This window comes from Mycobacterium sp. (genome assembly GCF_019243155.1).
Lineage (GTDB): Bacteria > Actinomycetota > Actinomycetes > Mycobacteriales > Mycobacteriaceae > Mycobacterium.
In genome coordinates this window covers 1-22505 of sequence record NZ_JAFAUS010000310.1, presented here as the reverse complement: position 1 = coordinate 22505, position 22505 = coordinate 1, and the positions used below count along the sequence as shown (strand labels likewise).

Here is a 22505-nt window from a genome sequence, read left to right as displayed (position 1 = left end):
GCCGGCCGTATAAAGGGCGTTCTGCCAACGGAATTCGGGACTGGCCAGTTCCTCGAGCCGCTGCGCCCGGGCGCGGGCTTCGGCTTCGGTGCCGCCCAGGGTCACCATCAACGCCGGTAGGACCAGTAACTGCTCAGGGTCACGGCCGAAGGCGGACGCCTGGGCGTGCAGGTCGGCCCGGAAGGAGACGGCCGCGTCCAGCGAGGGCGGCCCAGAAAAGGCCATTTCCGCATACCGCGCGGCGAGCGCGACGCCCGCGCCGGATTGGCCCGCCAACACCAGCACGGGATGTCCTTGCGGGGGACGGGGAAAGGGCTGGATGCCTTCCACGTCGTAGTAGCGGCCATGGAAGTGGGGTGTGTTCAGCTTGCTGCGGTCCGCCCACACGCCGCGTACACGGTCACCGACGACGGCGTCATCACCCCAGCTATCCCATACCTGCGTCACCGCGTCGACGAACTCGTGTGCCCGCGCGTAACGATCGGCATGGTCGGGATGCATGGGTTCACCCATGGCGGCGGCGGCCAGCGGCGTGACCGTGGTGACGATGTTCCAGCCGGCGCGCCCGCCGCTGAGGTGATCCAGCGTGGCGAAGCGGCGGGCGAGTTCCCAGGGTTTGTTGTAGGTCGTCGAGCCGGTGCCGATGAGCCCGATGTGGTCGGTGACGGCGGCCAGAGCCGAGAGTACCGAGATCGGGTCGAATTGCGTCTGCGGCAGGTGCGTGGCCCGGTACTCGGCGATGGCGATGTTGTCGGCGAGGAAGATCGAATCCATCAGACCGCGCTCGGCGATGCGCGCGATGTCGGTGTAGTAGGAGAGGCCGAGGACATCGTGGACGTCGTCGTCGACGACACGCCACGCGGACTCGTGATACCCGTTGGGCCAGATGAACGCGTTGAAGTGCAAAGGCCGTGCGCTCGTGGCAAGCATGCGTGGCATAACACCCGGCAGGGCCGAGGAATTTCATCCAGCGACTGTCGAGGATTTTTGTAGTGCGCTGATGTGCCGAACCGTGACTCCGGCGATCAGGGATCTCTGGCGATCACCGAAGGTGCAGCGCTACTCCGGCGTCATCGAAGACTTCCCGTATCGCATTGAACAACGTGCGCTGTCCTTGGCGCACGTCGTCGAGGTAGCGCCGTGATGAGGCGCTGTGTTGCCACTCGAATGCGTAAGGCCGATCCTCCGGCGTGCCGAATCCGCCGCGCAGACAATCGGCTAACGCGTCGAGGTTGCGCCCGAAGTACCCACCGGGCCCGTTGACGGCGGACCCTATCTCACGGTAAAAGTCCTTGGCTGACTTGATCTTTCGGCCGTCGATATGGAAGACGACGGGTGAGCTTGCGTCTGGTTCGCGCGCCATCATCGTCCTTCCGTGCCGGTCACCAGACAGAACGAGTCGTAGTGGTCGCCGCTGTAGAAGTATTGAGCAGGATGGGTTATTGGTGTTCCACCTGTGACGATGCGCTTCTGCTCGGTCCCGTGCACCCGGAGTGACGACGGTGTATTCGTGGTAGTAACCCCGGTTCTTAGCCGGCAGATGACCCTCGCGGTTCCCGAAGACCGCGCCGTCGTTGCGCGGAAACGGGAATGGGCCGCCGGAATGTATCAGCCCAACCGTTTCGGCCGCCTCGGGCGGCAAGGTGGCCAACGGGCACGTCGGTGTATCAACGCTTGTCGTCGCTGGCTGGGGCGAAGGGTTCCGCAGTAGCAGCCAACCGGCGAAAATGGCGATGAACAAGCCGATCGTGACAAGTCCGAACTTGCGCCTGTCCATGTCCGCTCCTCGCCCGGCTGTAAGCGAAATTATTAAAGCGTCTGTGACTTCGTATCACGTACCTTCGGTTCGGCGCGAAAAGTCTGGCTTCGGCCGCCATAGCGCTACTTCTCAACGCCGCCGCCGATCTTCCCGGCGTGAGACGGTAGTACGTTCGTCGGGTGCGCGAACCGGAGGCCACCGATGACGGGCACTACGTCGTCATCGACGGTCGCCGCTGGCGCGCCACCGACCCGTCGATTCCCGAAGATCGCCGGACCGAGCTGGTCCGAATATTGATGGCATGGCGCCGGGAAGTGCGCCGCACCAAGGGAACACAGCAGGAGTCGAGCGCCTGGGCGGGTGTGCACGCCGCGAAGGTTGCCTTGGGGTAGCGTGGCACCCCGCCGTGGTGGGAGGAGACCGACGCGCAACGCCGCGCCCGCTGGCAGGCGAAGGTGGCCGAGCCGAGCTAGGGGCTTACGCCTCGGCGTCTATCGGTGACCACTCACCGTCCGGATCGGTGGACTGGCCGACTTCGATGAGGTGACCGTCCGGATCGCGTAAATAGCAACGTATCTCGTACTGGTGAGTTTTCGGCGGCGTCAAGAAGTCGGCGCCACGCGCACGCCATTCGGCGTACGTGGATGCGATGTCCCGGACGCGAATGTTGAGAAACGCACTGACGCGGTCCGGGTCGGGCGTCGTCTCGAGAACCACCGTTGGTTTGTCGTCGGTAGGGCCGCCGCCCTGGTTGATGATGATCCACGCGCCGTGCAGGTCAATGGCCGCCGGCGGGCCACGCTGTCAACATCTTTGGCACCCGCGCGCCCCACCCTCAGTCCTCGTGCGGCGCCGAGTTGATCTGCTTTTCGACAAGCTCACCCATAGTGATGACGCCGCGGGCCATCAGGGCGGCAAGCGCAGGGGTGTCGGAGTCGAATTGCTCCGAAATGTTGGCGGTCAGCGCGAGGGTGGCGAACCCGTGCGCAAGCGACCAACCCGCCATGGCAAGCCCGCGGACATCGTCATCGATCGCGGGTTTCCGGCGGCGCGAAGTGAGGCTGGCCCGGGCGCTGTCATGAAGAATGTCGAAAGCCGCGGTCTTGGCGAGCATCAACTCCGGGTCATCGCCGCGGTACAGGTAGGGCCGGAACATCACCTCGAAGTGGCCGCGGTGGGTAAGCGCGAACGCGATGTAGGCCTGGCCACCGAGCGCGAACGCGTCCGGGCCGACCGCGGCCGCGCTGATCGTCTCCGTCTGCAGACGAAAACCTTCGGTCGCCACTGCGGTGAAGATTCCCGTCTTGTCGCGGAATTGGTAGGCCAGCGCGGCGTGGGAGACGCCGGCCCGGCGAGCGATGCGACGCATGCTCACCGCAGCGACCCCGAACGTCTCGACTTCTTCAATCGCGCCGTCGATCGCCGCCCGCTCCAGCTGCCCGTGGTGATACGGCCGCTTGGCGCTCGACGTCATGATCGGGCACCTTACCCCAATCTGACCATTGATAAGTTCCGCGCCATGCGGCAAACTTACCGGTGGTGAGAAACTATCCATTGGTAAGACAGACAACCTGAGGGGACGCCGTGGCATCCGTGAAAACCAAGCCCTGGGGTTCGGCACGCGTGGCCCGATGGGCGGGCGCGGCAGGAACCGCACTTCCCTTGAGCGGGCTGGCGGCGTATCCGATCTGGTCGATGCCGGGCACCCAAACGTCCGGCACCGACCTGGCCCACTGGGCGGCAACTCACCACGACCGGTTGGTCGTGATGATGCTGTTGAACACCACTGGCGTCATGCTCTGGTTCGTCTTCGGCGCCGCGGTATGGACCTACCTGCGTGATCGGCTTCCTGCGCGGTCGATGCTTCCGGCGTGCTTCGCTGCTGGACTCGTCGGATTCGCAACCCTGATCCTCGCCGGGTTCACCGCATTCGATGTCCTGCTATACCGAGACCGTAGGCCTGAATTATCAACGCTGCTATACGATCTCGCCTTCGGTTCGTTAGCGATGTCGGGAGTTCCGACCGCGGTTTCCTTGGCCTCGTTCGCCATTGCGGTCTACACCTATCAGGTGCTGCCCCGACACACCGCTCACCTCGCGATCGCGGCCGCAGCAGCACATCCCATTCTGCTAGCCGCGTTCATCGCCGATAATGGCCCGCTTTCGCTTCAGGGGCTCTCGACCACGACGGGAATCCCGATCTTCCTGTTCGCCTGGATCCTGGCCACCGGACTCGCGATGCCGCGAAAGCCTCAGGGCAGCACGGAGGAATAACAGAGCACACGCTCTGTTATGGTTGGTGACGTGCCCCGCCCGCGTTTGTACGACCCCGACACCGTGCTCGATGCGGTAGAGAGCCTTGCGGTCCGCTCGGGACCGGCGGCGGTGTCGATCCGCGCGATCAGCGCGGAAGTCGGGGTTTCCAACGGGGCCGTGTATCACACCTTCTCCTCTCGCGGCGGGTTGATGGGCCACGCGTGGCTGCGAGCGGGCCGGCGGTTCTTGGCGCTGCAGACCGCGATGGTCGACGAAGTCCTCACCAAGTCAGGCAAGGGCGAGGACGCGGTCGTAGCGGCCGCGGATGCGCCGGTGGCGTTCGCCGAGAAGTTTCCGGATTCGGCCGGTCTTGTGTTCAGCGTGCGTCGCGAGGAGGTGCTCGCCGGGGACATTCCCGACGACGTCGCCGGAGAGTTGCGTGATCTGGAACGGCTGCTGGTCGATTTGATGATCCGACTGGCGTTGCAGTTGTGGGACCGCAAAGACGCTGCGGCAGTTGACGTCATCACCAGTTGCGTTGTGGATTTGCCGACGGCGATGCTGCTGCACCGCAAACGACTGGGAAACGCGACGGCGCGCAAACAATTGCACGCCGCAGTGCGCGCGGTGCTGACGGTGGGGCCACCTCCACCGCGGCGGCGCCGGGCCTGACCTGACAAGGAGAGTTCGATGGCAGTAGAGATTGAATACGACGACAAGATAGCGGTCCTGCATCTCGGAGGCGACGAAAACCGTTTCTCGCCAGCATATTTGGATGACATCGAGGCCGCGATCGACGAAGTCATCGCCGAGAACGCTCGAGCTCTGGTGACCACCGCCGGCGGCAAGTTCTACTCCAACGGCCTGGACCTCGAGTGGCTGGGCGCCCACGCCGATCAAGGCCGCTGGTACATCGGTCGGGTGCATCAACTCCTGGCACGCGTGCTGACCCTGCCTATGCCCACCGCGGCGGCCGTCGTCGGTCACGCCTTCGGCGCCGGCGCGATGCTGGCGTTGGCCCATGACTTCCGCGTCATGCGTGCGGACCGCGGATACTTCTGCCTGCCCGAGGTGGACATCCGAATCCCGTTCAATCCCGGCATGGCGGCGCTCATCCAGGCCAAGCTCACCCCCCAGGCGGCGGTCGCGTCGATGACGACGGGGCGGCGATTCGGTGGGCCCGACGCCCAGGCTTTCGGCATCGTCGACGCCACCGCCGACGAAAGCGCGCTTCCCGGCGCCGCGATCGACCTGCTTCGCCCGCTGGGGGCCAAGGACGCCGGGACGCTGGGCGCGATCAAGAACACCATGTTCGGCCGTGTCGCCAAAGCCTTGACCGACGATCAGGAAGCACCGAACTGATGAGTACCACCACCGCCACCTCGAGTGCGAATCTACGGATCTGGAATCGGTTGCGCCGCTTGCCGTTCGGCAACAAGATTTTCAGCCAGGCGGTCTGCTTCAAGGCGCCGTATTTTCGTAGCGTGCACCCGACGATCACCGTGTTACGTCCGGGCCGCTGCGAAGTGCACGCCCCCAACCGGCGCTCGAGCCACAACCACATCGGCACCTATCACGCCATCGCGTCATGCAACCTGGCCGAGTTGGCCGCCGGCATGATGACCGACGTCTCCATCCCCGCCACGCACCGCTGGATCCCGGTCGCGATGAGCGTGGAATATCTGGCGACGGGCAGCACCGATATGAAGGCAACGGCAACGCTGGACCCCCTGCCCGAGGTCGGCGAGGAACCGAGCAAGCTCACGGTGCCGGTGGAGATCGTCACCGCCGATGGAACCGTCGCAGTGAAGGCAGAGATCACGATGCACGTCTCGCCCAAGCGGCGGTAAGCGATGAAACGCGGTCGTCGCGGGAGTCATACCTGCTATCCCAAAGAATCGCCGAAGCGAAGGTAGATCCTCATGCCAGACGCCCTGCCGCAAATAGTCGACGACCAGACGTGGCGAGCCGCGCTCGCCGAACTGCGAGTCCGTGAGAAGGCCGCCACCCGGGAGCTTGATGCCATCGCCGCGCAGCGGCGGCGTCTGCCGATGGTCGAGTTGCCGGAATACACCCTGATTGGAGCCGACGGACCCATCCGTCTCGTCGACGTGTTCGGCGACCGTTCCCAGCTCATCGTCTATAACCACATGTGGTCGAACGGCGCGGAATGGCAGTGCGGCGGGTGCACCGGCTTCACTTCGCAATTCACCCGACTCGAGTTCCTGGACAGCTACGACGCGCGGTTCGTCATCGTCACCAACGGGCCGATCGACGAGGCGCTGGCCTACAAACGGAAAGTCGGCAACCGGATGGACTGGTATTCGTCATCGGAAAGCCCGTTCGGCGCCGACATGGATGCCCCGCCCGGCGGCGGTTTCGCGGTCAATGTCTTCCTGCGCGATCACGACACCGTGTACCGGACCTGGCACACCGCGGGGCGCGGTACCGAGCAACTCAGCCACTCCTTCGGCCTGATCGACATCCTGCCGTGGGGCCGTCAGGAGGAGTGGCTCGATTCCCCCGCGGGTTGGCCGTCGCGCCCGACCTACTCCGGCTGGCTGGACTCACCCGATATCGCCCGCGTCTACGGGCCCGAGAGCGCGCGGGAACATCGCTGAAAGCTCGTGTGTTGCATTCATTGTTAGCCAGAACGAGCATGAGCACCGAATAATCTTTTGCGCCAATAGTTTTATACACAGCCGGAAAGCTCGGTGACTTTCGGGAGCGTCGAGTTAAAGTACCGTTGCGCACGGGTTCCGATGGCCCGCGCTCGTGACTAGGAACAGACCGCATCCACGCAAAGGTCTTGCTTGTATGTCGAACATCAGCACCTGTATGCCTTCGCTCGCCAGGCGCCGGCCATGGTGACCCGGGAGCGAGATCGAGTCGTCGACGCCAGTCAACCGTCGACGTGGGCGCCGTTGCGGGACCGTGTGTTCCGAGTCTTGTTCATCGCGCAGTTCGTCTCCAACATCGGGACCTGGATGCAAAGCGTCGCGGCCCAATGGTTCCTGGTGGAAAAGCACAGCAGCGATGTCATGGTGGCACTGGTCCAGACGGCGAGCCTCGGGCCGACTCTGCTCCTGGGATTGTTCGCCGGCGTGTTCGCCGACCTGTTCGACCAGCGTCGCCTACTGATGTTCCTCCAGTCGTATGCGGTGCTGGTGACGTTGGCGCTCGCGGGGTTGACATCTGTTAACCGGCTGAGCCCGGCAGCGTTGCTCGTCTTCACCTTGGCCGTCGGTTGTGCGTCCGCACTCACCGCACCGGCCTGGCAGGCGATCCAGCCGGAGGTCGTCCCGCGTGAGCAAATACCCGCCGCCGCAACGTTAGCCAGCGTCTCGGTCAACGTTGCCCGGGCGGTTGGTCCGGCGCTCGGCGGGGTGGTTGTGGCGATGGTCGGACCCGCAGCGGTTTTTGCCATCAACGCCATCTCGTTCTTGGGAATCATCGTTGCCCTGGATCAGTGGCAACGCCCCACGCAATTGGGGCCGATCGAACGAGAACGCCTTGGCCAGGCCATCATCTCCGGACTGCACTACGTCCGCAACGGCCCGATCTTTCGCAGGATCCTGTTGCGCGCAGCGCTTTTCCTGCTTCCGGCCTCGGCCCTGCTGGCACTGCTGCCGGTGGCCGCCGCGAGCACCTGGCGCCTAGGGGCTACCGGCTACGGTGTCGCGTTGGGCGCCATCGGTTTTGGTGCGGTGCTTGCCGTCGGGGTAGCGGCACCGTTGCACCGCAGGTACTCGGACAACGTTTTGCTTGCGGCGTGTGCCGTTGTGTACGGACTCGCACCGCTGGCTGTGGTCTGGTTGCCGTTCAACGCGTCGATACCGATCTTGGTTTTGGCGGGAATGTCCTGGCTGATCACGTTGACCACATTGAACGCGGTGGCACAACTGTCGTTGCCGCGCTGGGTGCGGGCCCGGGGACTGGCCATATACCTGTTGGTCTTCACGGGAACTCAGGCCATTGGTTCGTACGCCTGGGGTCTGCTCGCCACCTACGCCGGGCTCGACGTCGCGATGATCGGCTCCGCAGTACTGCTGGGAGCAGTCGCCCTGAGCGTCGCGGTCCTTCCCTTGCGGCCGTCCACCGGGATGGTCAATGTCGATGTCTCCATGTCGTGGCCGACACCGAGGCTCGTGTTCGAACCATGTCCCAACGACGGACCGGTGCTGGTAACCGTGCGCTACCGGGTGCCGCCCGAGAACCTGGAGAAATTCGTCGAGGCCATGGGCGCAGTCCGGCGATCACGACTGCGCTCCGGTGGTCACAGTTGGCAGCTGTATCACAGTGTCGGACAGAGCGACACCTTGATCGAGAGGTTCACCGTCGCGTCCTGGACCGAATTTGAGCGCCAGCGCACCGAACGCTGGTTGCAATACGACAAGGACGGCGTCGCCAAGGCCATCAGTTATACGGTCGACCGCAACCGGCGGCACGAGTATTACCTGGCGATGCGGGTGCCCCGGAGCGTTCGCTTGGCGCGATTGGTCCGCTGACGGCCAACGGAGCCGGACCTTTTCGGCTTCCCGTTACCTTGTCTTAAGGTGCTGGACACGCGGGAGCGCAACCGAAAAGTCGGTAGGCTACCGCGCTTCACTCGTTTGATCCGCGCTCCCGCGCGAATGGGCGCGCTCATCGCCATGTCGACCTTCATCCGAGCCGAAGCCGCTGCGCGCTTCGATTGTTTCTTTCTCACCCGCACGACCGGACCCTCTGATGTCGTCATGGCCACATCCTCGCAGTGGTGGCACCCGGGCGCATGTCCGGGTGATCGGTCCCGCCCGCTCGTTACCTGAGTGCCCGGAACGACTGGGTGTTTTAAACTTCTATTCCTTGCATTGGCCGAGTAGATGGACGGGCGATCAGCGACTCAGTGGTGATCCAGGATCAGGAGCATGCCGACAGTGAGAAGCCGTCGGCGTGGGAGCCGTTGCGCAACCCCGTCTACCGCAACCTGTTCATCGCCAGCCTCGTCTCCAACATCGGAACATGGATGCAAAGCGTGGCGGCGCAATGGTTTTTGGTGGAGAAGCACAGCAGCGATGTGATTGTGGCGTTGGTCCAGACGGCGAGCCTCGGACCGACACTGCTGTTCGGATTGTTCGCCGGCGTGCTCGCGGATCTGTTCGACCGGCGGCGGTTGTTGATTTACCTGCAGTCGTACGCGGTGGTGGTGGCGCTGGCGCTGGCGGTGATGACCTACCTCGGTCGTCTGAACGCGCTGTCACTGTTGATGTTCACCTTGGCCCTCGGCTGCGCCGCGGCCCTGGCCGCACCCGCGTGGCAGGCGATCCAACCCGAGGTCGTCCCCCGCGAACAGATACCGGCCGTCTCGATGTTGGGCAGCGTCTCGGGTAACGCCGCACGCGCCATTGGGCCGGCAATCGGTGGTGTCGTCGTGGCATTGGCCGGGCCCGCGGCTGTCTTCGCGCTCAACGCAGCGTCATATGCGGGGATCATCGTTGCGTTGATGGCGTGGAAGCGGCCGAAGCAGGTTGCACCGCTCGAACGAGAGCATTTCGGTCAGGCGATGGTCACCGGCGTGCTTTACGTCAGCAACAGCCCGATCTTCCGCCGGATCCTTTTGCGTGCAGCCCTTTTCCTGTTTCCCGCGTCGGCCCTGTTCGCATTGCTTCCGGTGGCGGCCGCACGCAGATGGCACCTGGGAGCCGCGGGCTACGGTGTGGCGTTGGGCGCCATCGGTCTTGGTGCCGTGCTTTCCGTCATGTTCGCCGCACGGGTGCGCCAGAAAGTATCCGACAACGTGCTGCTGGCGGTCTCGGCCGCCACCTACGGACTGGCGCCGTTCGCCGCCGCTTGGCTGCCGTTCACGGCTGCGACGCCCCTTTTGGTGCTTTCGGGGATGTCTTGGTTGATCACGTTGACCACGTTGAACGCCGCAGCGCAGCTGTCACTGCCGCGTTGGGTGCGGGCCCGCGGGTTGGCGATCTACCTGCTCGTGGCGACGGGGGCGCAGGCGGTCGGCTCCTACGCGTGGGGCGCCATCGCCACGCGGGCGGGGCTCGACACAGCGCTGCTCGGCTCGGCGGCGACGCTGGGCGTTGTCGCCCTCAGCGTTGTCGTCCTACCGCTGCGGCCCTGCACTGGAACGCTGAGCGTGGACGTCTCCACCGCCTGGCCGACACCGATGGTCTTGTTCGAGCCGTCTCCCGAGGACGGACCAGTGTTGGTCACCGTCCGCTACGAAGTGCCCGACGAGAACCTCCATGCCTTCGTCGAGGCCATGAGCGCAGTCAGGCAGTCACGACTGCGCACAGGTGGACATAGTTGGCGGCTCTATCACAGCGTTGGACACCCCGATACGTTCCTCGAGAGGTTCACCGTGCCTTCCTGGACCGAATTCGAGCACCAGCGCACCGAGCGCTGGTTGGAATCCGACAGCGACGGGGTCCGCAAGGCGATCGGGTTCACCGTCAACCACGCTCGACAGCACTCGTATTACCTGGCTATGCGCGTGCACAAATGAGTTCACCAGGTGCGCGGTTTCGGCCAGCCAGCCGCACGCAATGCGACCGGCCCTGCCCGCGTGCGGCGCCGGTGACGAAGGCGACGCGACCGGACAGCGGAGTATCGGATCCGTTCATGCTGTCAGCCCTTCTCCGAACAGAAGCCAAGTATTCGATTCTGCCGCAATAGATTTGCTTTGGCCATAGTGCGGGAAATCAGGGCAGTTTGATAACCGAGACGTACATTTCGAGCGTGGGCCTGTACAGGTCGATGTCATCGAGTTGGCTGCCCAACATGACGGCGTCGGTGGTGGCAACGAGGATGTGTGCGAACGTCATTGGCGGGATCAGCAGGGCGGCGCCGAGGCGGTCCATGCCCTCCGCGATGAACTTCGCCAGGGCTTCGACGACTTCGGCCCTCTTGGCGGCCACCCGCTCTCGTGCATCGGGGTTGCGAAGCAGGTAGAGAGTGAACTCGTGCCCCAGGGCGGCATGCTCGGCGCCGCGGTCACGGCCCAGCTGTCGCCACCGTTCGGCGACCTGGTCGAGCTCACGGGCCCCGAGGTGGGTCGCCTTCGACATCACCTCGGCGAAGTTGTCGAAATAGCGGCGCCAGTACCGATCGCTCACCGCCAGGAAGAGGTCTTCCTTCGCCGTGAAGTGCTTATAGATGGCGCCTTTGGTATAGCCTGCGGCACTTGCGATGTCGTCGAGGGAAGCTGCCATGAAGCCCTTCTCGGCGAACACCTCCTCGGCCGCGTCGAGCAGCAGCGAACGCGTGTGCTCGAGGCGTCGCTCCCGGGTCCAGCGCTCCACCATGTCGAGATTGTGTCACAGGATCTGAGAAAACAGTTGGTCATTAAGATACCGGCTGGTATATTTGTCGAAGCCTGGCTCATCGGCCAGCGATCGACGAGCGCACTAGGGCCGTAGATCCCTGCGCTGCAACTGAATTCGATGTAAGGACACAGGCGTCATGACCGAACTGTCGAACAAGAATGCGCCCCCCGTCACGGAATCGCTCAGCGATGTGGCTTCGCTTGGCGGCCAACCCAAATCTAAGTCCGCGCCGGTACGGATCTGGGCACTGGTCGGGGGCGTAATCCTGGCCTTTCAGCTATACGTGTGGATCCGGTGGATCACCGGGCCCTACTTTGTGCGGGTGCCCGGGGGGCCGAGTGATCCGCCGACATTCATGAAGGTGATTCTCACTACCTGGACAGCCGTCATCGTTGCGGGCCTGCCGGTCGGGATCTACTACTTCATCATCCGGCCCTGGCGGCGGGAGCGGCGAATCACGCTGGATGGCATGCTCCTGGTGGCCTGCGGACTGATCTTCTTCCAAGACCCGCTGCTGAACTACATCAGTACCTGGAGCACCTACAACACCTGGATGTTCAACCGGGGATCGTGGGTACAAGACGTTCCCGGGTGGCTGTCGTTCGGGCAACCGGGCCACATGATGGCGGAACCGTTATTGATGAATGCGCCGGGATACTCCTACGGCGTCCTGCTGTGCACGATCCTGGGATGTTGGGTCATGCGTCGGGCCAAGTCGCGCTGGCCGAACATCAGCAACATCGGGTTGATAGGCATTCTGATTATCTGGACCTTCTTCTTCGATCTGGTCATCGAGGGCCTATTCCTCATGCCGATGGGGCTTTTCACTTATCCCGGCGCGATCAGGTCGCTGTCGATCAATGCTGGCACCTACTATCAGTGGCCCGTTTACGAGGGGCTGATGTGGGGTGGCGTGCAGGCCGGATTGTGTGCACTGCGGTTCTTCACCGATGATCGGGGCCGGACCTTCGTGGAGCGTGGCCTAGAACGTGTCCAGGGTGGTTTTGCTAAGCAGCAACTGATGCGCTTCTTGGCGGTCTTCGCAGCGTGCAGCGCATTCTTCTTCGTGTGCTACAACATTCCCGCGCAATGGTTTGCGCTGCACCAGGATCCCTGGCCGCAGGATCTCCTCAAGCGCTCGTACTTTCTGATGGGTATCTGTGGTGACGGGACGGACCGGCCATGCCCTGATCCCGCACTACCGGTGCCCAACAAGAGGTCCGGCTACATCAATCAGGACGGCAAGCTCGTACTCCCACCGGGTGTTGAGCTTCCGAAGTCCGTTCCGCTCGACCGGGGGAAATAGATTTTGAATAGTCAACCCGCAGCTGTTCTTTCCGTATCGGGGGCGCCCTTCTACCGGGCCGTTGGTGACGAAGTGGAGGTCTTTCGCGCGGCGGCGCGCCGCGGTCTTCCCGTGCTATTGAAGGGGCCCACGGGGTGCGGGAAAACCCGCTTCGTGGAAGCCATGGCTCATGAGCTCGGTCGCGATCTCATTACCATCGCAGGACATGAGGATATGACGTCCGCAGATCTGGTAGGCCGCTTCCTGCTCAAAGGCGGCGAGACCGTCTGGGTGGATGGACCTTTGACGCGCGCCGTGCGCGAAGGTGCCATTTGTTATCTGGACGAGGTGGTTGAGGCGCGGCAGGACACTACCGTGGTCATCCATCCACTCGCTGATCACCGCCGTGAACTTCCGGTCGATCGGCTCGGTGTGACACTGCAAGCGACACAAGGGTTTCAGCTGGTGATCTCCTACAATCCCGGCTACCAGAGCGTCTTGAAAAACATCAAGGAATCGACTCGGCAGCGATTCGTCGCCCTCGAGCTCGGCTTCCCGCCGGCCGAGGTCGAGACGGAGGTTGTCGCTCACGAGGCGGGTATTGATTTCGAGACAGCGAGCTCGTTGGTCAAGTTGGGCAACGCCATTCGGAATCTGGATGGGTCGCCGCTTCGCGAAGTGTCGTCCACCCGGATGCTGATCCTGGCGGGCGGCCTCATCGCCGAAGGGCTGAGCGCGCGCAGCGCCGTGCAGTCCGCAGTCGTGCAAGTCCTCTCGGATGACCGCGATGTCGTGCGTGCGTTGGGTGAACTGGTCGACGCGGTCCTGCCCCCGACGATGTGACCGCCTCCGATTCGGACGGCCCTGACCGGTTTCGGTTCCTTGCCACCTTCGTCGCCGGCAGGGCCCTAGAAGTCGCCGACGCGCCAGCGGGTGAGGCCGCATACACCGACGGCCAGACCATCTTCGTCTCGGCGGGCGGCACCACCGTGCAACAACGTCGCGAGGTGCTGATGCAAAGCGCACTGCTCGGTGCCGGCAGTCTAGATCAGCGAATGGTAAAGGCGCTGCGCGCACGTCCCGTGGTCGCGCGCCGCTACCTGGCGCTCGAGGGTCGCCGAGTGCTCGCCGAACTTGCCGCGGATAACCCGCTCGCCGCGGCGAATCGTCCCGCCGATCAGGCGAGCACCGCGAGCGCCCATGAGTCACTGGAGGTAGCGCGAGGCCGAGAAGATGTCGCCGACCCGCCGGGTTGGTTCGGGGTCATCAGGCCGTCGCGCCTGCTGACGTCTGCTCCCGGACCGGGCTCACGCGCGACCGACAAAGAGCTTCGCCTGGAATTCGACCCACTCGACTTGCCCGAGACCGATGACGACGGCGATCGGGAGCAGCCCCGGGAAAGCAAGATTCTCAAACTGTTTGAGAATCCGTTGTTCAACTCAAAGGCGCTGTCGGACTACTTCCGCAAGCTGTTCGGTAATTCGCGCGCCCCTGGGGAAGGCGCTGCCGGCGCCGAGTTGCAGGTTCGCTCGGTTCGGCGCGTCACGGCGGTCGGGGCCGATGCGCGACCGCTCCCCACCCGGATTCACTTCACCGACGACGGCAAGCCTGGTGCTGCGGTGGGCGTAGGAGGTGCCTTGTATCCGGAGTGGGACGTCCACAACAACAGGTATCGCCCGCAGTGGTGTCGCGTCATCGACTTTCCGTTGACGGTTGCGGCTGACGTCTCCAGCGCCGGCGTTCCACACGATGAGGTATTGCGAAAGCGGTTGTCGCGCATTGGTCTGGGCCCCAAGGTGTTGCGTGGGCGCCCCGACGGTGATGACCTCGACATCGAGGCGCTGACGAACCTGTTCGTCGATCTGCGCTCGGGCTACTCGCCACCGGAAAACGTTTACTTGGAGCGTCGTAAGCTCGCTCGCAATCTCGGCGTCCTCATCTTGCTGGACGCCTCCGGGTCGGCCACCGACACCGATGCGGACGGCCTTGCCGTGCACGACCATCAGCGCCGAGCGGCCGCGATCTTGGCCGCCACCCTCGACGAGCTGGGGGACCGTGTTGCGGTCTACGCATTTCGGTCCCACGGTCGGCAAGCTGTCCATTTGCAAGCGATCAAAACGTTTGGACAATCCTTCGGCGCCATCGGGCGGGCGCGGCTCAACCAGCTCGAACCTTCGGGCTACACACGGCTCGGCGCAGGCATCCGTGGTGCCGGGGAAATCCTCAAAGCCGAAGCGGGAACGCCCAATCGCCTGCTGGTCGTCCTTTCCGACGGTTTTCCGTACGACGACGGCTACGAAGGCCGGTACGCCGAGGCTGACGCCTTCAAGGCCCTAGAAGAGCTGCGCGCGGACGGCGTTGCCTGCCTTTGCCTTGCGATCGGTACCGCGACCACCGATTCACTCCGGCGCGTATTCGGCTCGGCCAGCTACGCGTGCGCTGCGACACTGGCCGAGTTGAGTCCGCGGATGGATGAGTTGTTTCTGTCTTCGTTAAGAGAGCTCGCCGCACCGAGATCTGCACGCGGCGAATGAACACGATGCGAGGGAACAGCGCGCGATGACAGCCAGGGCGCCCGCCCGCTTAGGGTGACGCCCACCGGGCGTGCTTTGCATCACAGCCCGGTCGGCATCACTGCCTAGCCGAGATGGGCCGATAACAACCAGGCTCCAACGGACTTGCGGCCGTTGCCTTCGTCGCGGATGTCAGAGGCAAAGTCGTCGAAGGCGGCCAGGAACGCGTCGGGCACGTTGGCGTGGATGCGCGCCGGGCGGATCTCGTCGACTACCCAGTACTTGGAGACGACGTCGCGGAGTTCGTCCTCGGTGACCGGGTTGACCGGGCCGTCGGCGGGCACGCTGCCGCGGGCGAAGACCAGCACGAAGTAGGAGGCGCCGGGCGCCGCCGCGCGCGCGATCGACTGCTGGTAGCCGTCGCGCAACTCGACCGGCATCGAGTGGAACAACGTGCTGTCGACGATGGTCCCGAAGCGGCCGTCATAGCCGGTGAAGGCACTGATGTCGGCGACATCGAAGGTGGCGTTGGTCAACCCGCGCTTGGCGGCCTCTTCCCGCGCCAGCTCGACGGCGGTCGGCGACTGGTCCAGGCCCACGGTGGTGAAGCCGCGCTCGGCCAGGTACAGCGACACGGCCGCTTCGCCGCAGCCGGCGTCAAGCACGTCGCCCTGGAACTTCCCGGCCTCGATGAGGGCCGCGATCTCCGGCTGTGGCTCGCCGATGCTCCACGGCGGCCGCACACCCTCGCCCATCTCGGGAGCTTCGCCCCGGTAGGCGGATTCGAACATCTCTTGAGTTGGTTGAGTCATGCCATCGACAATATCAACCAGACTGATATATATCAATGGTCTTGATATCGGCCATTTGATCGCGCTCGCTAGGTCAGCGTCGCCGTCAGGTAGCCGGAGGCCTCGCCGAACGAGGCCAACTCGTCTTTGGGCACCTCGAAGCCGTGAGCCGCATAGGCGTCTTCGGTTGTCCGGATGTCGACCCGCCAGCCGTGCTCCGCGAGATATTCGCCGGCCGTGTTGCGTTCGCCGGTGTAGAACAACTCGGCCAGATTGATTTTGGAGCCGAGCCGTTGGGACCGTTCGGTGAGCCGCTGTGCCCAGTCCGACGGAATCTTGCCCAGATCCATGTGCTCGGTCGCGATCCGGCTGCCGGGTGCCGACAGGGCGACGATGTGGTCGAACAGGCGATCCTGTGCCTCGGGCGGCAGGTAGACCAGCAGGCCCTCGGCACTCCAGGCGGTCGGTTTCTGGGCGTCGAATCCCGCCGCTGCCAACGCCGACGGCCAGTCGTCGCGCAGATCGATCGCCACCGTGCGGCGCTGCGCGGCGGGCTCGGCGCCGAGATCAGCCAGCGTTTGTGTCTTGAACGCGATGACCTCGGGCTGGTCGATTTCGTAGACGACCGTGTCGGCCGGCCAGTCCAATCGGTAGGCCCTGGTGTCCAACCCGGAGGCGAGGATGACGACCTGCCGGATGCCGGAGTGGGTCGCCTCGATGAAGAAGTCGTCGAAGAAGCGGGTGCGGACCGCAATCTGCTCGTTCATAGCCTGGCGGTTCAGCAGCGGGTCGTCGGTACGGTCGATCTCGCCGTCGATGAGCTTGATGAACGTGTCGATGCCCACGGCGCGGACGAGTGGATCGGCCCACGGGTCGTTCAACAGCGCGTTCGGCCCCTTGGACGCGGTCGCTCGCGATGCGGCGACCGCCGTCGCCGTCGCTCCGACGCTCGACGCCAGATCCCACGTGTCGTTTTCGCTACGGGTCACAACCCGACTCCCTCCCATGCGTACGCGCATTACTTAGTCCATATAACTGATATGCGTTACTGTACGCGCGATGTGCGAATGCGCTGGTGGGAGTGATTTGACCTAGAACTCGGACGACAATGCCGCCAGGAACTGCTGGGTGCGACGGCGTGACGCGGCGCGGGATTTCTCGTCATCGCCCAAGGGAACGACGCGGGCCGCCAGGTCGGTGACGCCGGCGTCGCGGTAGCGGCGCAGCCTGGCGCGGATCGTCGATTCGTCTCCGGCCGCCATCGTGTCCCCGACGTCTTGCGCGTCGCCGTGCTCGAGGAGCCGGACGTAGTTGGGGGAGAAGTCGGCGTGACCGAGCACCTCACTGGCGTAGGTGCGTGCGGTGTCGACCTCGCCGTCGGCGCAGAGCGCCACCGGCACTCCCGCGACAACCCGAACGTCGCTGCGGTCGGCCCCCTTTGCGGCCTCGTGGATGCGCGGCACCACGTAGTCGCCGATCGCCCGCTCGTCGGCCATCCAGAGGATCGTCCCGCCGGCGCGCTCGCCGGCGATGCGCAACATGGCGGGCCCGAGCGCGGCAAGCAGCACTCGTACGTCGAAAGCGTCGGTGACGTCAAGGGGACTGTTGACCCGGAAGCTTTCGTTGTCAACCTTTTTCGGGCCGGGACCGACGAACGCCGCCTGCAGCACCTCGACGTAATCGCGCACCAGCGGCGCGGGACGGTCGTAGGGCAGCCCGAGCTGGTCGGCGATGATCCAGTGGTGCGACGGGCCGATGCCGAGGGTGAACCGGCCGGAGCACGCGACCTGGGTGGTCAGTGCCTGTTGCGCCATGATGAGCGGATGACGCGTCTGGATGGGTACGACGGCAGTGCCGATCTCGATCCGCTGAGTGGCCTGCCCGAGTAGCGCGACGGCCGTCATGGCGTCCAGGTATCCAGGTACCTGGGGGATCCAGAACGATGCGAAACCTTGTGCCTCAGCGGCCTTTCCGTCGTCGAGGAGTCCGGCAAGGCGATCCGCGCGGGCGCGTTCCTTGTCGGAGCCCACCATCAAGCCGACCCTCATGGAAGCCTTCGTTCACGGCACATAGCGGTCCCATTCGTGCGGGACGACGGTGTGGAACGGCGCGGCGAACAGCGGTGTGACGGCGCCGTCGCTCCACCGTTCTTCGAGTACCGGCCGCAGCCGCTTTGCGACGGACACCGGGTCGTCGTCGAGGAAGCAGTACGAGATCGTCTGTCCCGCAGGCGCACTGGCCAGGCTGGCGTCGACCGCCTGCGACGTCGCCGACCAGACGCCGCCCACGCCGTCGATGTCGGCCAGGTCGACCGGGGCCGCCGCGTTCGTTTCCAGCAGCAGGTACACACCCAGGGTCGGCCACCACGGCAGCACGTCGGCGCCGATCTTGACACGAGCAGCCGCGGCCCTGGCCGCAACGGCGTAGACGCCGCGCTCGACGGGCGGTAGCAGGGGTAACTTGCGACCGGCGCCGCCCAACGCCGTCGAAAGGCGATTGAACGAGTCGAGTCCGGCTGTGTCCGTGAAGAAGTAGGACATCACGTGGTCGACGGCGGCGAACCGGTCGGTGGCGGCGGCCCGCGCCTCGCGGCATTGCGGCGTGGAGACCAGACGAAGCGACGCGCGCACCGCGGCCAACCGGTGCTGTTCCGGCCGATGGTCCAGGGTGTGCCAACGTAGGTACTCGGCGTCCGTCCCGTCGGGGTGGCGCGTCGCCATCGAGATGAACATGGTGGTGATGTCCCCGCGGCCCGCGGCGAGCACATCGGCGACCTCGTCCGAGGGGGTGCCGGGTAGCAGCATCGATACCGTCCTTCAGGCCTTCGACGTTGAATCGGGTTGTGCGAGTGTGATTTCGGGGTGCCGAGCCGCGACCATGCGCCGCAATCCGTCGCGCCAGTCGACCCGTGTTCGGCCCAGCACGTCGTGCATGTGGGTGGTGTCCGGCCACAGCGGCGTATGCGCGTCGGCGGTGTATTCGAAGACGGGATCGACCCCGACCAGCTCGCCCAGGTAGGCGCAGTAATCCTCGGCGCTGACGGTCTGGCTGCCGGACCAGTTCACCACGACCGGCGGTGTCGCGGCGACCTCCATGGCCCTGATGGCCAGTTCGACGTAGTCGTCCTCGTAGATCGGGTTGTAGTTGTTGGGCCGGTCCGGATGCAGGCGAATCGCCTTGTGCGCCAATATCGCATCAAGGCGGTCTGCCGGCGCGCCACCCTCCGGTCCGTAGGTCGAGCAGATCCGGATGATCGTGAGCGGGATCCGGTATTGCTTGGCGACCCAGGTGCACACGGCCTCGGCGGCCACCTTCGAGAAGCTGTAGTTGGCGCGCAGTGGCACGCCCGGCGGATCCGATTCCACCAGCGGTCGCTGGCCTTGGTATCCGTAGATCGATCCAGTAGAACAGAACACGAAACCCTTTGCGGCACGGCACCAATACAGCAGGTCGCCCGAGTGCTGGGCGTTCGTCTGCAGGCATGCTGACCAGTCGCCGGCGCCGGGATCCACCGCCGCGTGAAAGACATAGGTGAAATCGTCTGGCAGCGTGGAGAAGTCACCGGCACTCATGTCCAGTGCGATCGGGGTGATCCCCGCGCCCGCCAATTTGGCGCGGTCGGCGGCGCTCTTCAGGCGGGCGGCGCCCCAGACCTCGTTTCGTCCCGCGAGCGCCCGCGCAATGGGAAACCCGATCTTTCCCGTCGCGCCGGTGATGAGGATCTTCTCCGAATCGAGCATCCCAATAGTCATAGCGCACGACGCCGCAGATGTTAAGTACTTGATATATCCGGGCTGCGGCGCGGTGGACGGCTAACGCGCGGCCACCGCGATCGACTTGGTGTCGGTGTAGCCGTCGATGCCCTCGTGGCCGAGTTCACGGCCGTACCCGCTGGCCTTCACGCCGCCGAACGGCGCGAACGGATCCATGGTGTAGCCCTGATTGATCCCGAAGGTCCCGGTACGGATCGCCGCCGCGACGGCCAGGCCGCGATCGACGTCGTCGGTCCATACCGAGCCGGCCAGGCCATAGTCCGAGTCGTTCGCGACGCGGATGGCCTCGGATTCGTCGGCGTATTCGATGACGGTCAGCACGGGACCGAAGATCTCCTCCCGCGCGATCCGCATGGTGTTGTCGGCCCGGTCGAAGAGCGTGGGCCGCACGTACCAGCCCTGGTCGATCCCGTCCGGCATGCCCGCGCCGCCGGTCACCAGGCGCGCGCCCTCCGACTGGCCCTGGTCGATGTAGTCGCGCACGCGCTGTTGCTGGCGCTGCGCGACCAGCGGACCGACCTGGGTGGCGGTGTCGGTCGGATCCCCGACGCGCAGCGAACCCACCTCGGCCGCCAGCGCGTCGGTGAATTCGCCGGCGCGGCCGGCGGGGACGAGCACGCGGGTCAACGCGTTGCAGATCTGCCCGCTGTTGGACAGGCTGGCCGACCGGACACCGGCGGCCACCGCGCCGGGATCGGCGTCGTCGAGAACGATCGCGGCCGATTTGCCGCCCAATTCGAGACTGACACGGCGTAATTGGGCCGCGCAGGCCGTCGCGACGGCGGTGCCGGCAGCGGTGGAACCCGTGAACGACACCTTGTCGACGCCTGGGTGGGCGACCAGGTGCTGGCCGGTTGCCGCCCCGCCGGGCAGGATGCTGACGATCCCGTCGGGCAGTGCGGATTCGCCGATCATCTCGGCGAGCAGCAGGGCGTTCAGCGGTGACTCCGCGGCGGGCTTGAGCACGACGGTGCAGCCGGCGAGCAGTGCGGGGATGAGCTTCGTGATGGTCAGGAATTGCGGCATGTTCCACGGCACGATGGCGGCGACGACGCCTACCGGCTCGCGGCGAATCCGGATGTCGGAGCCGTACATCCCCGCCCGCAGCTCATCGAAGGGATAGCTTTCGGCCAGATCGCAGAAGGCGGTCATCATCATTGCGGGCAGCCCGGCCTGGGCGCGTTGCGAAAAGCTGATCGGTGCACCGATCTCCGCCGTGATTACCTCGGCCATCTCCGCGCGACGCTGTCCATAGATCTCGGCGAGCCGACGTATGAGCGCGATCCGTTCGGCCGGCGCCATGCCGGGCCAGGGGCCGGTGTCGAACGCGCGGCGCGCCGCGGTCACGGCGGCGTCGACGTCCACCGGCCCGGCCCCCGCCACCTGCGCGATCGGCTTTTCCGAGTGCGGTGAAATCACCTCGATCCGGCTGTCGGTGCTCGGCTGGGCCCAGGCCCCGCCGATGAACAGTTGGTCTTGGCGAAGGTCTTGGTGCACTGGTCGCCCGTCCTTTCTTGACATGCGGCTTCCAATATCAACTACTTGCGATTGTGCCACGGAGCAGATAGCGTCGGCGCTGCACACTTCCGGCGATGATTCTCCGCCAGCTCACGGAGTCGAGAGGGGTAGGCAATGGCTCGTTTCCCCAAACCCGCTGAGGGCAGTTGGACGCAGCACTATCCGCAACTGGGGACGGCGCCGGTGTCCTACGAGGACTCCATCAACCCCGAGATCCACGACCTGGAGCGCGAGGCGATCTTCAAGCGCGCCTGGCTCAATGTCGGCCGGGTCGAACAGATTTCGCGCAAAGGCGGCTACTTCACCAAGGAGCTCAAGGTCGTCAACACCTCGATCATCGTGGTGCGCAACGGCTCCGGCGAGATCAAGGCGTTCCACAACATCTGTCGTCACCGCGGCAACAAGCTGGTGTGGAACGACATGCCGCTCGAAGAGACCAGCGGCGTGTGCCGCCAGTTCACCTGCAAGTACCACGCCTGGCGCTACGACCTGGACGGCAACCTGGCCTTCGTGCAGCAGGAGGAGGAGTTCTTCGACCTAGACAAAAGCCGCTACGGCCTGGTGCCGGTGCACTGCGATGTCTGGGAGGGCTTCATCTTCGTCAACTTCGCCAAGGAACCCGAACAGTCGCTGCGCGAGTTCCTCGGACCGATGGTGTTGGGGCTTGAGGGCTACCCGTTCGACAAGTTGACGTCGCGCTTCTATTACCGCTCGGAGGTGAAGGCGAACTGGAAGCTGTACATGGACGCGTTCCAGGAGTTCTACCACGCGCCCGTGCTGCACGCGACGCAATCGCCGACGGCGTATTCAAAGGCGGCCGCCGAGGCGGGATTTGAGGCCCCGCATTACCGCCTTGACGGCCCGCACCGCCTGGTCAGCACCTCGGGAATCCGGGCCTGGGAGATGGCGGACGAGATGCGCAAGCCCATCGAGGACATCTGTCAGAGCGGCCTTTTCGGGCCCTGGGAAAAACAGGATCTGGGGGAGATGCCGTCGGGGCTGAATCCGGCGAAATGCGATCCGTGGGGCCTGGATTCGTTTCAGGTCTTCCCCAACTTCGTGGTGTTGTTCTGGGGCCAGGGCTGGTATCTGACCTATCACTACTGGCCGACCTCGTACAACAGTCACATCTTCGAGGGCACCCTGTACTTCCCACAGCCACGCACGCCGCGTGAGCGCGTCGCTCAGGAACTGGCTGCGGTGACGTTCAAGGAATACGGCCTGCAGGACGCCAATACCCTCGAGGCGACGCAGTCGATGATCGAATCCCGGGTGCTCGACGGGTTCCTGC

22 protein-coding genes and 3 pseudogenes are annotated in these 22505 nt (G+C 64.8%); 12 read left to right on the top strand and 13 right to left on the bottom strand.

Going from position 1 to position 22505, the window contains the following annotated elements; all coding sequences use genetic code 11:
- From JOZ00_RS15850 to JOZ00_RS15840, 3 genes and pseudogenes are all read right to left on the bottom strand, one after another.
- Window positions 1–930, bottom strand: a 930-nt coding sequence (locus tag JOZ00_RS15850; protein ID WP_293345146.1) for an NtaA/DmoA family FMN-dependent monooxygenase, incomplete at its 3' end; no start/stop codon positions are given.
- Window positions 931–1042: 112 nt separating this feature from the next.
- On the bottom strand, window positions 1043–1363 hold the full coding sequence (locus JOZ00_RS15845) for a barstar family protein (RefSeq protein ID WP_293345144.1): 321 nt from the start codon (window positions 1361–1363) through the stop codon (window positions 1043–1045).
- Window positions 1363–1714 (bottom strand): annotated as a pseudogene (locus JOZ00_RS15840) (ribonuclease domain-containing protein). Before JOZ00_RS15840 ends, JOZ00_RS15845 begins: the two are co-directional and overlap by 1 nt.
- A 224-nt stretch (window positions 1715–1938) precedes the next feature.
- Between JOZ00_RS15840 and JOZ00_RS15835 the strand changes: the two are divergent.
- Window positions 1939–2232: pseudogene (locus tag JOZ00_RS15835) on the top strand (hypothetical protein).
- A gap of 4 nt (window positions 2233–2236) precedes the next feature.
- On the opposite strand, the gene JOZ00_RS15830 reads toward JOZ00_RS15835, so the two are convergent.
- The gene (locus JOZ00_RS15830) at window positions 2237–2476 is read right to left on the bottom strand and encodes a VOC family protein (protein ID WP_366022337.1); all 240 of its coding nucleotides are present in this window, start codon (window positions 2474–2476) and stop codon (window positions 2237–2239) included.
- A gap of 118 nt (window positions 2477–2594) precedes the next feature.
- On the bottom strand, window positions 2595–3233 hold the full coding sequence (locus JOZ00_RS15825; protein WP_293345142.1) for a TetR/AcrR family transcriptional regulator: 639 nt from the start codon (window positions 3231–3233) through the stop codon (window positions 2595–2597).
- A 110-nt stretch (window positions 3234–3343) separates the two neighbouring features.
- On the opposite strand from JOZ00_RS15825, the gene JOZ00_RS15820 reads away from it, so the two are divergent.
- The 7 genes from JOZ00_RS15820 to JOZ00_RS15790 all read left to right on the top strand — a co-directional run bounded on the left by JOZ00_RS15820 (window position 3344) and on the right by JOZ00_RS15790 (window position 10514).
- The gene (locus JOZ00_RS15820; RefSeq protein ID WP_293345140.1) at window positions 3344–4033 is read left to right on the top strand and encodes a hypothetical protein; all 690 of its coding nucleotides are present in this window, start codon (window positions 3344–3346) and stop codon (window positions 4031–4033) included.
- Between the two features lie 30 nt (window positions 4034–4063).
- Window positions 4064–4687, top strand: coding sequence for a TetR/AcrR family transcriptional regulator (locus JOZ00_RS15815; RefSeq protein ID WP_293345138.1), 624 nt, complete (start codon window positions 4064–4066; stop codon window positions 4685–4687).
- Window positions 4688–4705: 18 nt separating this feature from the next.
- Window positions 4706–5377, top strand: coding sequence for an enoyl-CoA hydratase-related protein (locus JOZ00_RS15810; protein WP_293345136.1), 672 nt, complete (start codon window positions 4706–4708; stop codon window positions 5375–5377).
- On the top strand, window positions 5377–5865 hold the full coding sequence (locus JOZ00_RS15805) for a hotdog fold domain-containing protein (RefSeq protein ID WP_293345134.1): 489 nt from the start codon (window positions 5377–5379) through the stop codon (window positions 5863–5865). Before JOZ00_RS15810 ends, JOZ00_RS15805 begins: the two co-directional genes overlap by 1 nt.
- A 72-nt stretch (window positions 5866–5937) precedes the next feature.
- The gene (locus tag JOZ00_RS15800; protein ID WP_293345132.1) at window positions 5938–6636 is read left to right on the top strand and encodes a DUF899 family protein; all 699 of its coding nucleotides are present in this window, start codon (window positions 5938–5940) and stop codon (window positions 6634–6636) included.
- Between the two features lie 192 nt (window positions 6637–6828).
- Window positions 6829–8523: an MFS transporter gene (locus tag JOZ00_RS15795; protein ID WP_293345130.1), complete on the top strand. Its 1695-nt coding sequence runs from the start codon at window positions 6829–6831 to the stop codon at window positions 8521–8523.
- 377 nt (window positions 8524–8900) lie between these two features.
- Complete coding sequence (locus tag JOZ00_RS15790) at window positions 8901–10514, top strand: MFS transporter (RefSeq protein ID WP_293345128.1); 1614 nt, start codon at window positions 8901–8903, stop codon at window positions 10512–10514.
- Between the two features lie 25 nt (window positions 10515–10539).
- Here JOZ00_RS15790 and JOZ00_RS15785 read toward each other — a convergent pair.
- Window positions 10540–10632 (bottom strand): annotated as a pseudogene (locus tag JOZ00_RS15785) (SDR family mycofactocin-dependent oxidoreductase); the annotation flags it as partial.
- A gap of 78 nt (window positions 10633–10710) precedes the next feature.
- Entirely contained in the window at window positions 10711–11313 is a 603-nt protein-coding gene (locus JOZ00_RS15780; RefSeq protein WP_293345126.1) for a TetR/AcrR family transcriptional regulator, read from the bottom strand.
- Between the two features lie 157 nt (window positions 11314–11470).
- Between JOZ00_RS15780 and JOZ00_RS15775 the strand changes: the two genes are divergently transcribed.
- From JOZ00_RS15775 to JOZ00_RS15765, 3 genes are read left to right on the top strand one after another with little or no spacing between them, the layout of a single operon-like run.
- Window positions 11471–12640 (top strand): spirocyclase AveC family protein, encoded by a 1170-nt coding sequence (locus JOZ00_RS15775; protein ID WP_293345124.1) that lies wholly within the window; start codon window positions 11471–11473, stop codon window positions 12638–12640.
- A complete protein-coding gene (locus JOZ00_RS15770; protein WP_293345150.1) occupies window positions 12641–13462 on the top strand; it encodes a CbbQ/NirQ/NorQ/GpvN family protein in 822 nt (273 codons plus the stop codon).
- Entirely contained in the window at window positions 13459–15153 is a 1695-nt protein-coding gene (locus JOZ00_RS15765) for a VWA domain-containing protein (protein ID WP_293345122.1), read from the top strand. Before JOZ00_RS15770 ends, JOZ00_RS15765 begins: the two co-directional genes overlap by 4 nt.
- Before the next feature lie 104 nt (window positions 15154–15257).
- On the opposite strand, the gene JOZ00_RS15760 is transcribed toward JOZ00_RS15765, so the two are convergent.
- From JOZ00_RS15760 to JOZ00_RS15735, 6 genes are all read right to left on the bottom strand, one after another.
- On the bottom strand, window positions 15258–15944 hold the full coding sequence (locus JOZ00_RS15760; RefSeq protein ID WP_293345120.1) for a class I SAM-dependent methyltransferase: 687 nt from the start codon (window positions 15942–15944) through the stop codon (window positions 15258–15260).
- Window positions 15945–16012: 68 nt separating this feature from the next.
- Window positions 16013–16912, bottom strand: a complete 900-nt coding sequence (locus JOZ00_RS15755) for a class I SAM-dependent methyltransferase (RefSeq protein ID WP_293345118.1) — start codon at window positions 16910–16912, stop codon at window positions 16013–16015.
- 102 nt (window positions 16913–17014) lie between these two features.
- Window positions 17015–17971, bottom strand: a complete 957-nt coding sequence (locus JOZ00_RS15750; RefSeq protein WP_293345116.1) for a TIGR03564 family F420-dependent LLM class oxidoreductase — start codon at window positions 17969–17971, stop codon at window positions 17015–17017.
- Between the two features lie 12 nt (window positions 17972–17983).
- On the bottom strand, window positions 17984–18727 hold the full coding sequence (locus JOZ00_RS15745) for a hypothetical protein (protein WP_293345114.1): 744 nt from the start codon (window positions 18725–18727) through the stop codon (window positions 17984–17986).
- 12 nt (window positions 18728–18739) lie between these two features.
- Window positions 18740–19663, bottom strand: a complete 924-nt coding sequence (locus JOZ00_RS15740) for an NAD(P)-dependent oxidoreductase (protein WP_293345112.1) — start codon at window positions 19661–19663, stop codon at window positions 18740–18742.
- A 72-nt stretch (window positions 19664–19735) separates the two neighbouring features.
- Window positions 19736–21166, bottom strand: a complete 1431-nt coding sequence (locus tag JOZ00_RS15735) for an aldehyde dehydrogenase (RefSeq protein WP_293345148.1) — start codon at window positions 21164–21166, stop codon at window positions 19736–19738.
- A gap of 162 nt (window positions 21167–21328) precedes the next feature.
- Here JOZ00_RS15735 and JOZ00_RS15730 point away from each other — a divergent pair.
- On the top strand, window positions 21329–22505 hold a 1177-nt coding region (locus tag JOZ00_RS15730; protein WP_293345110.1), incomplete at its 3' end, for an aromatic ring-hydroxylating dioxygenase subunit alpha.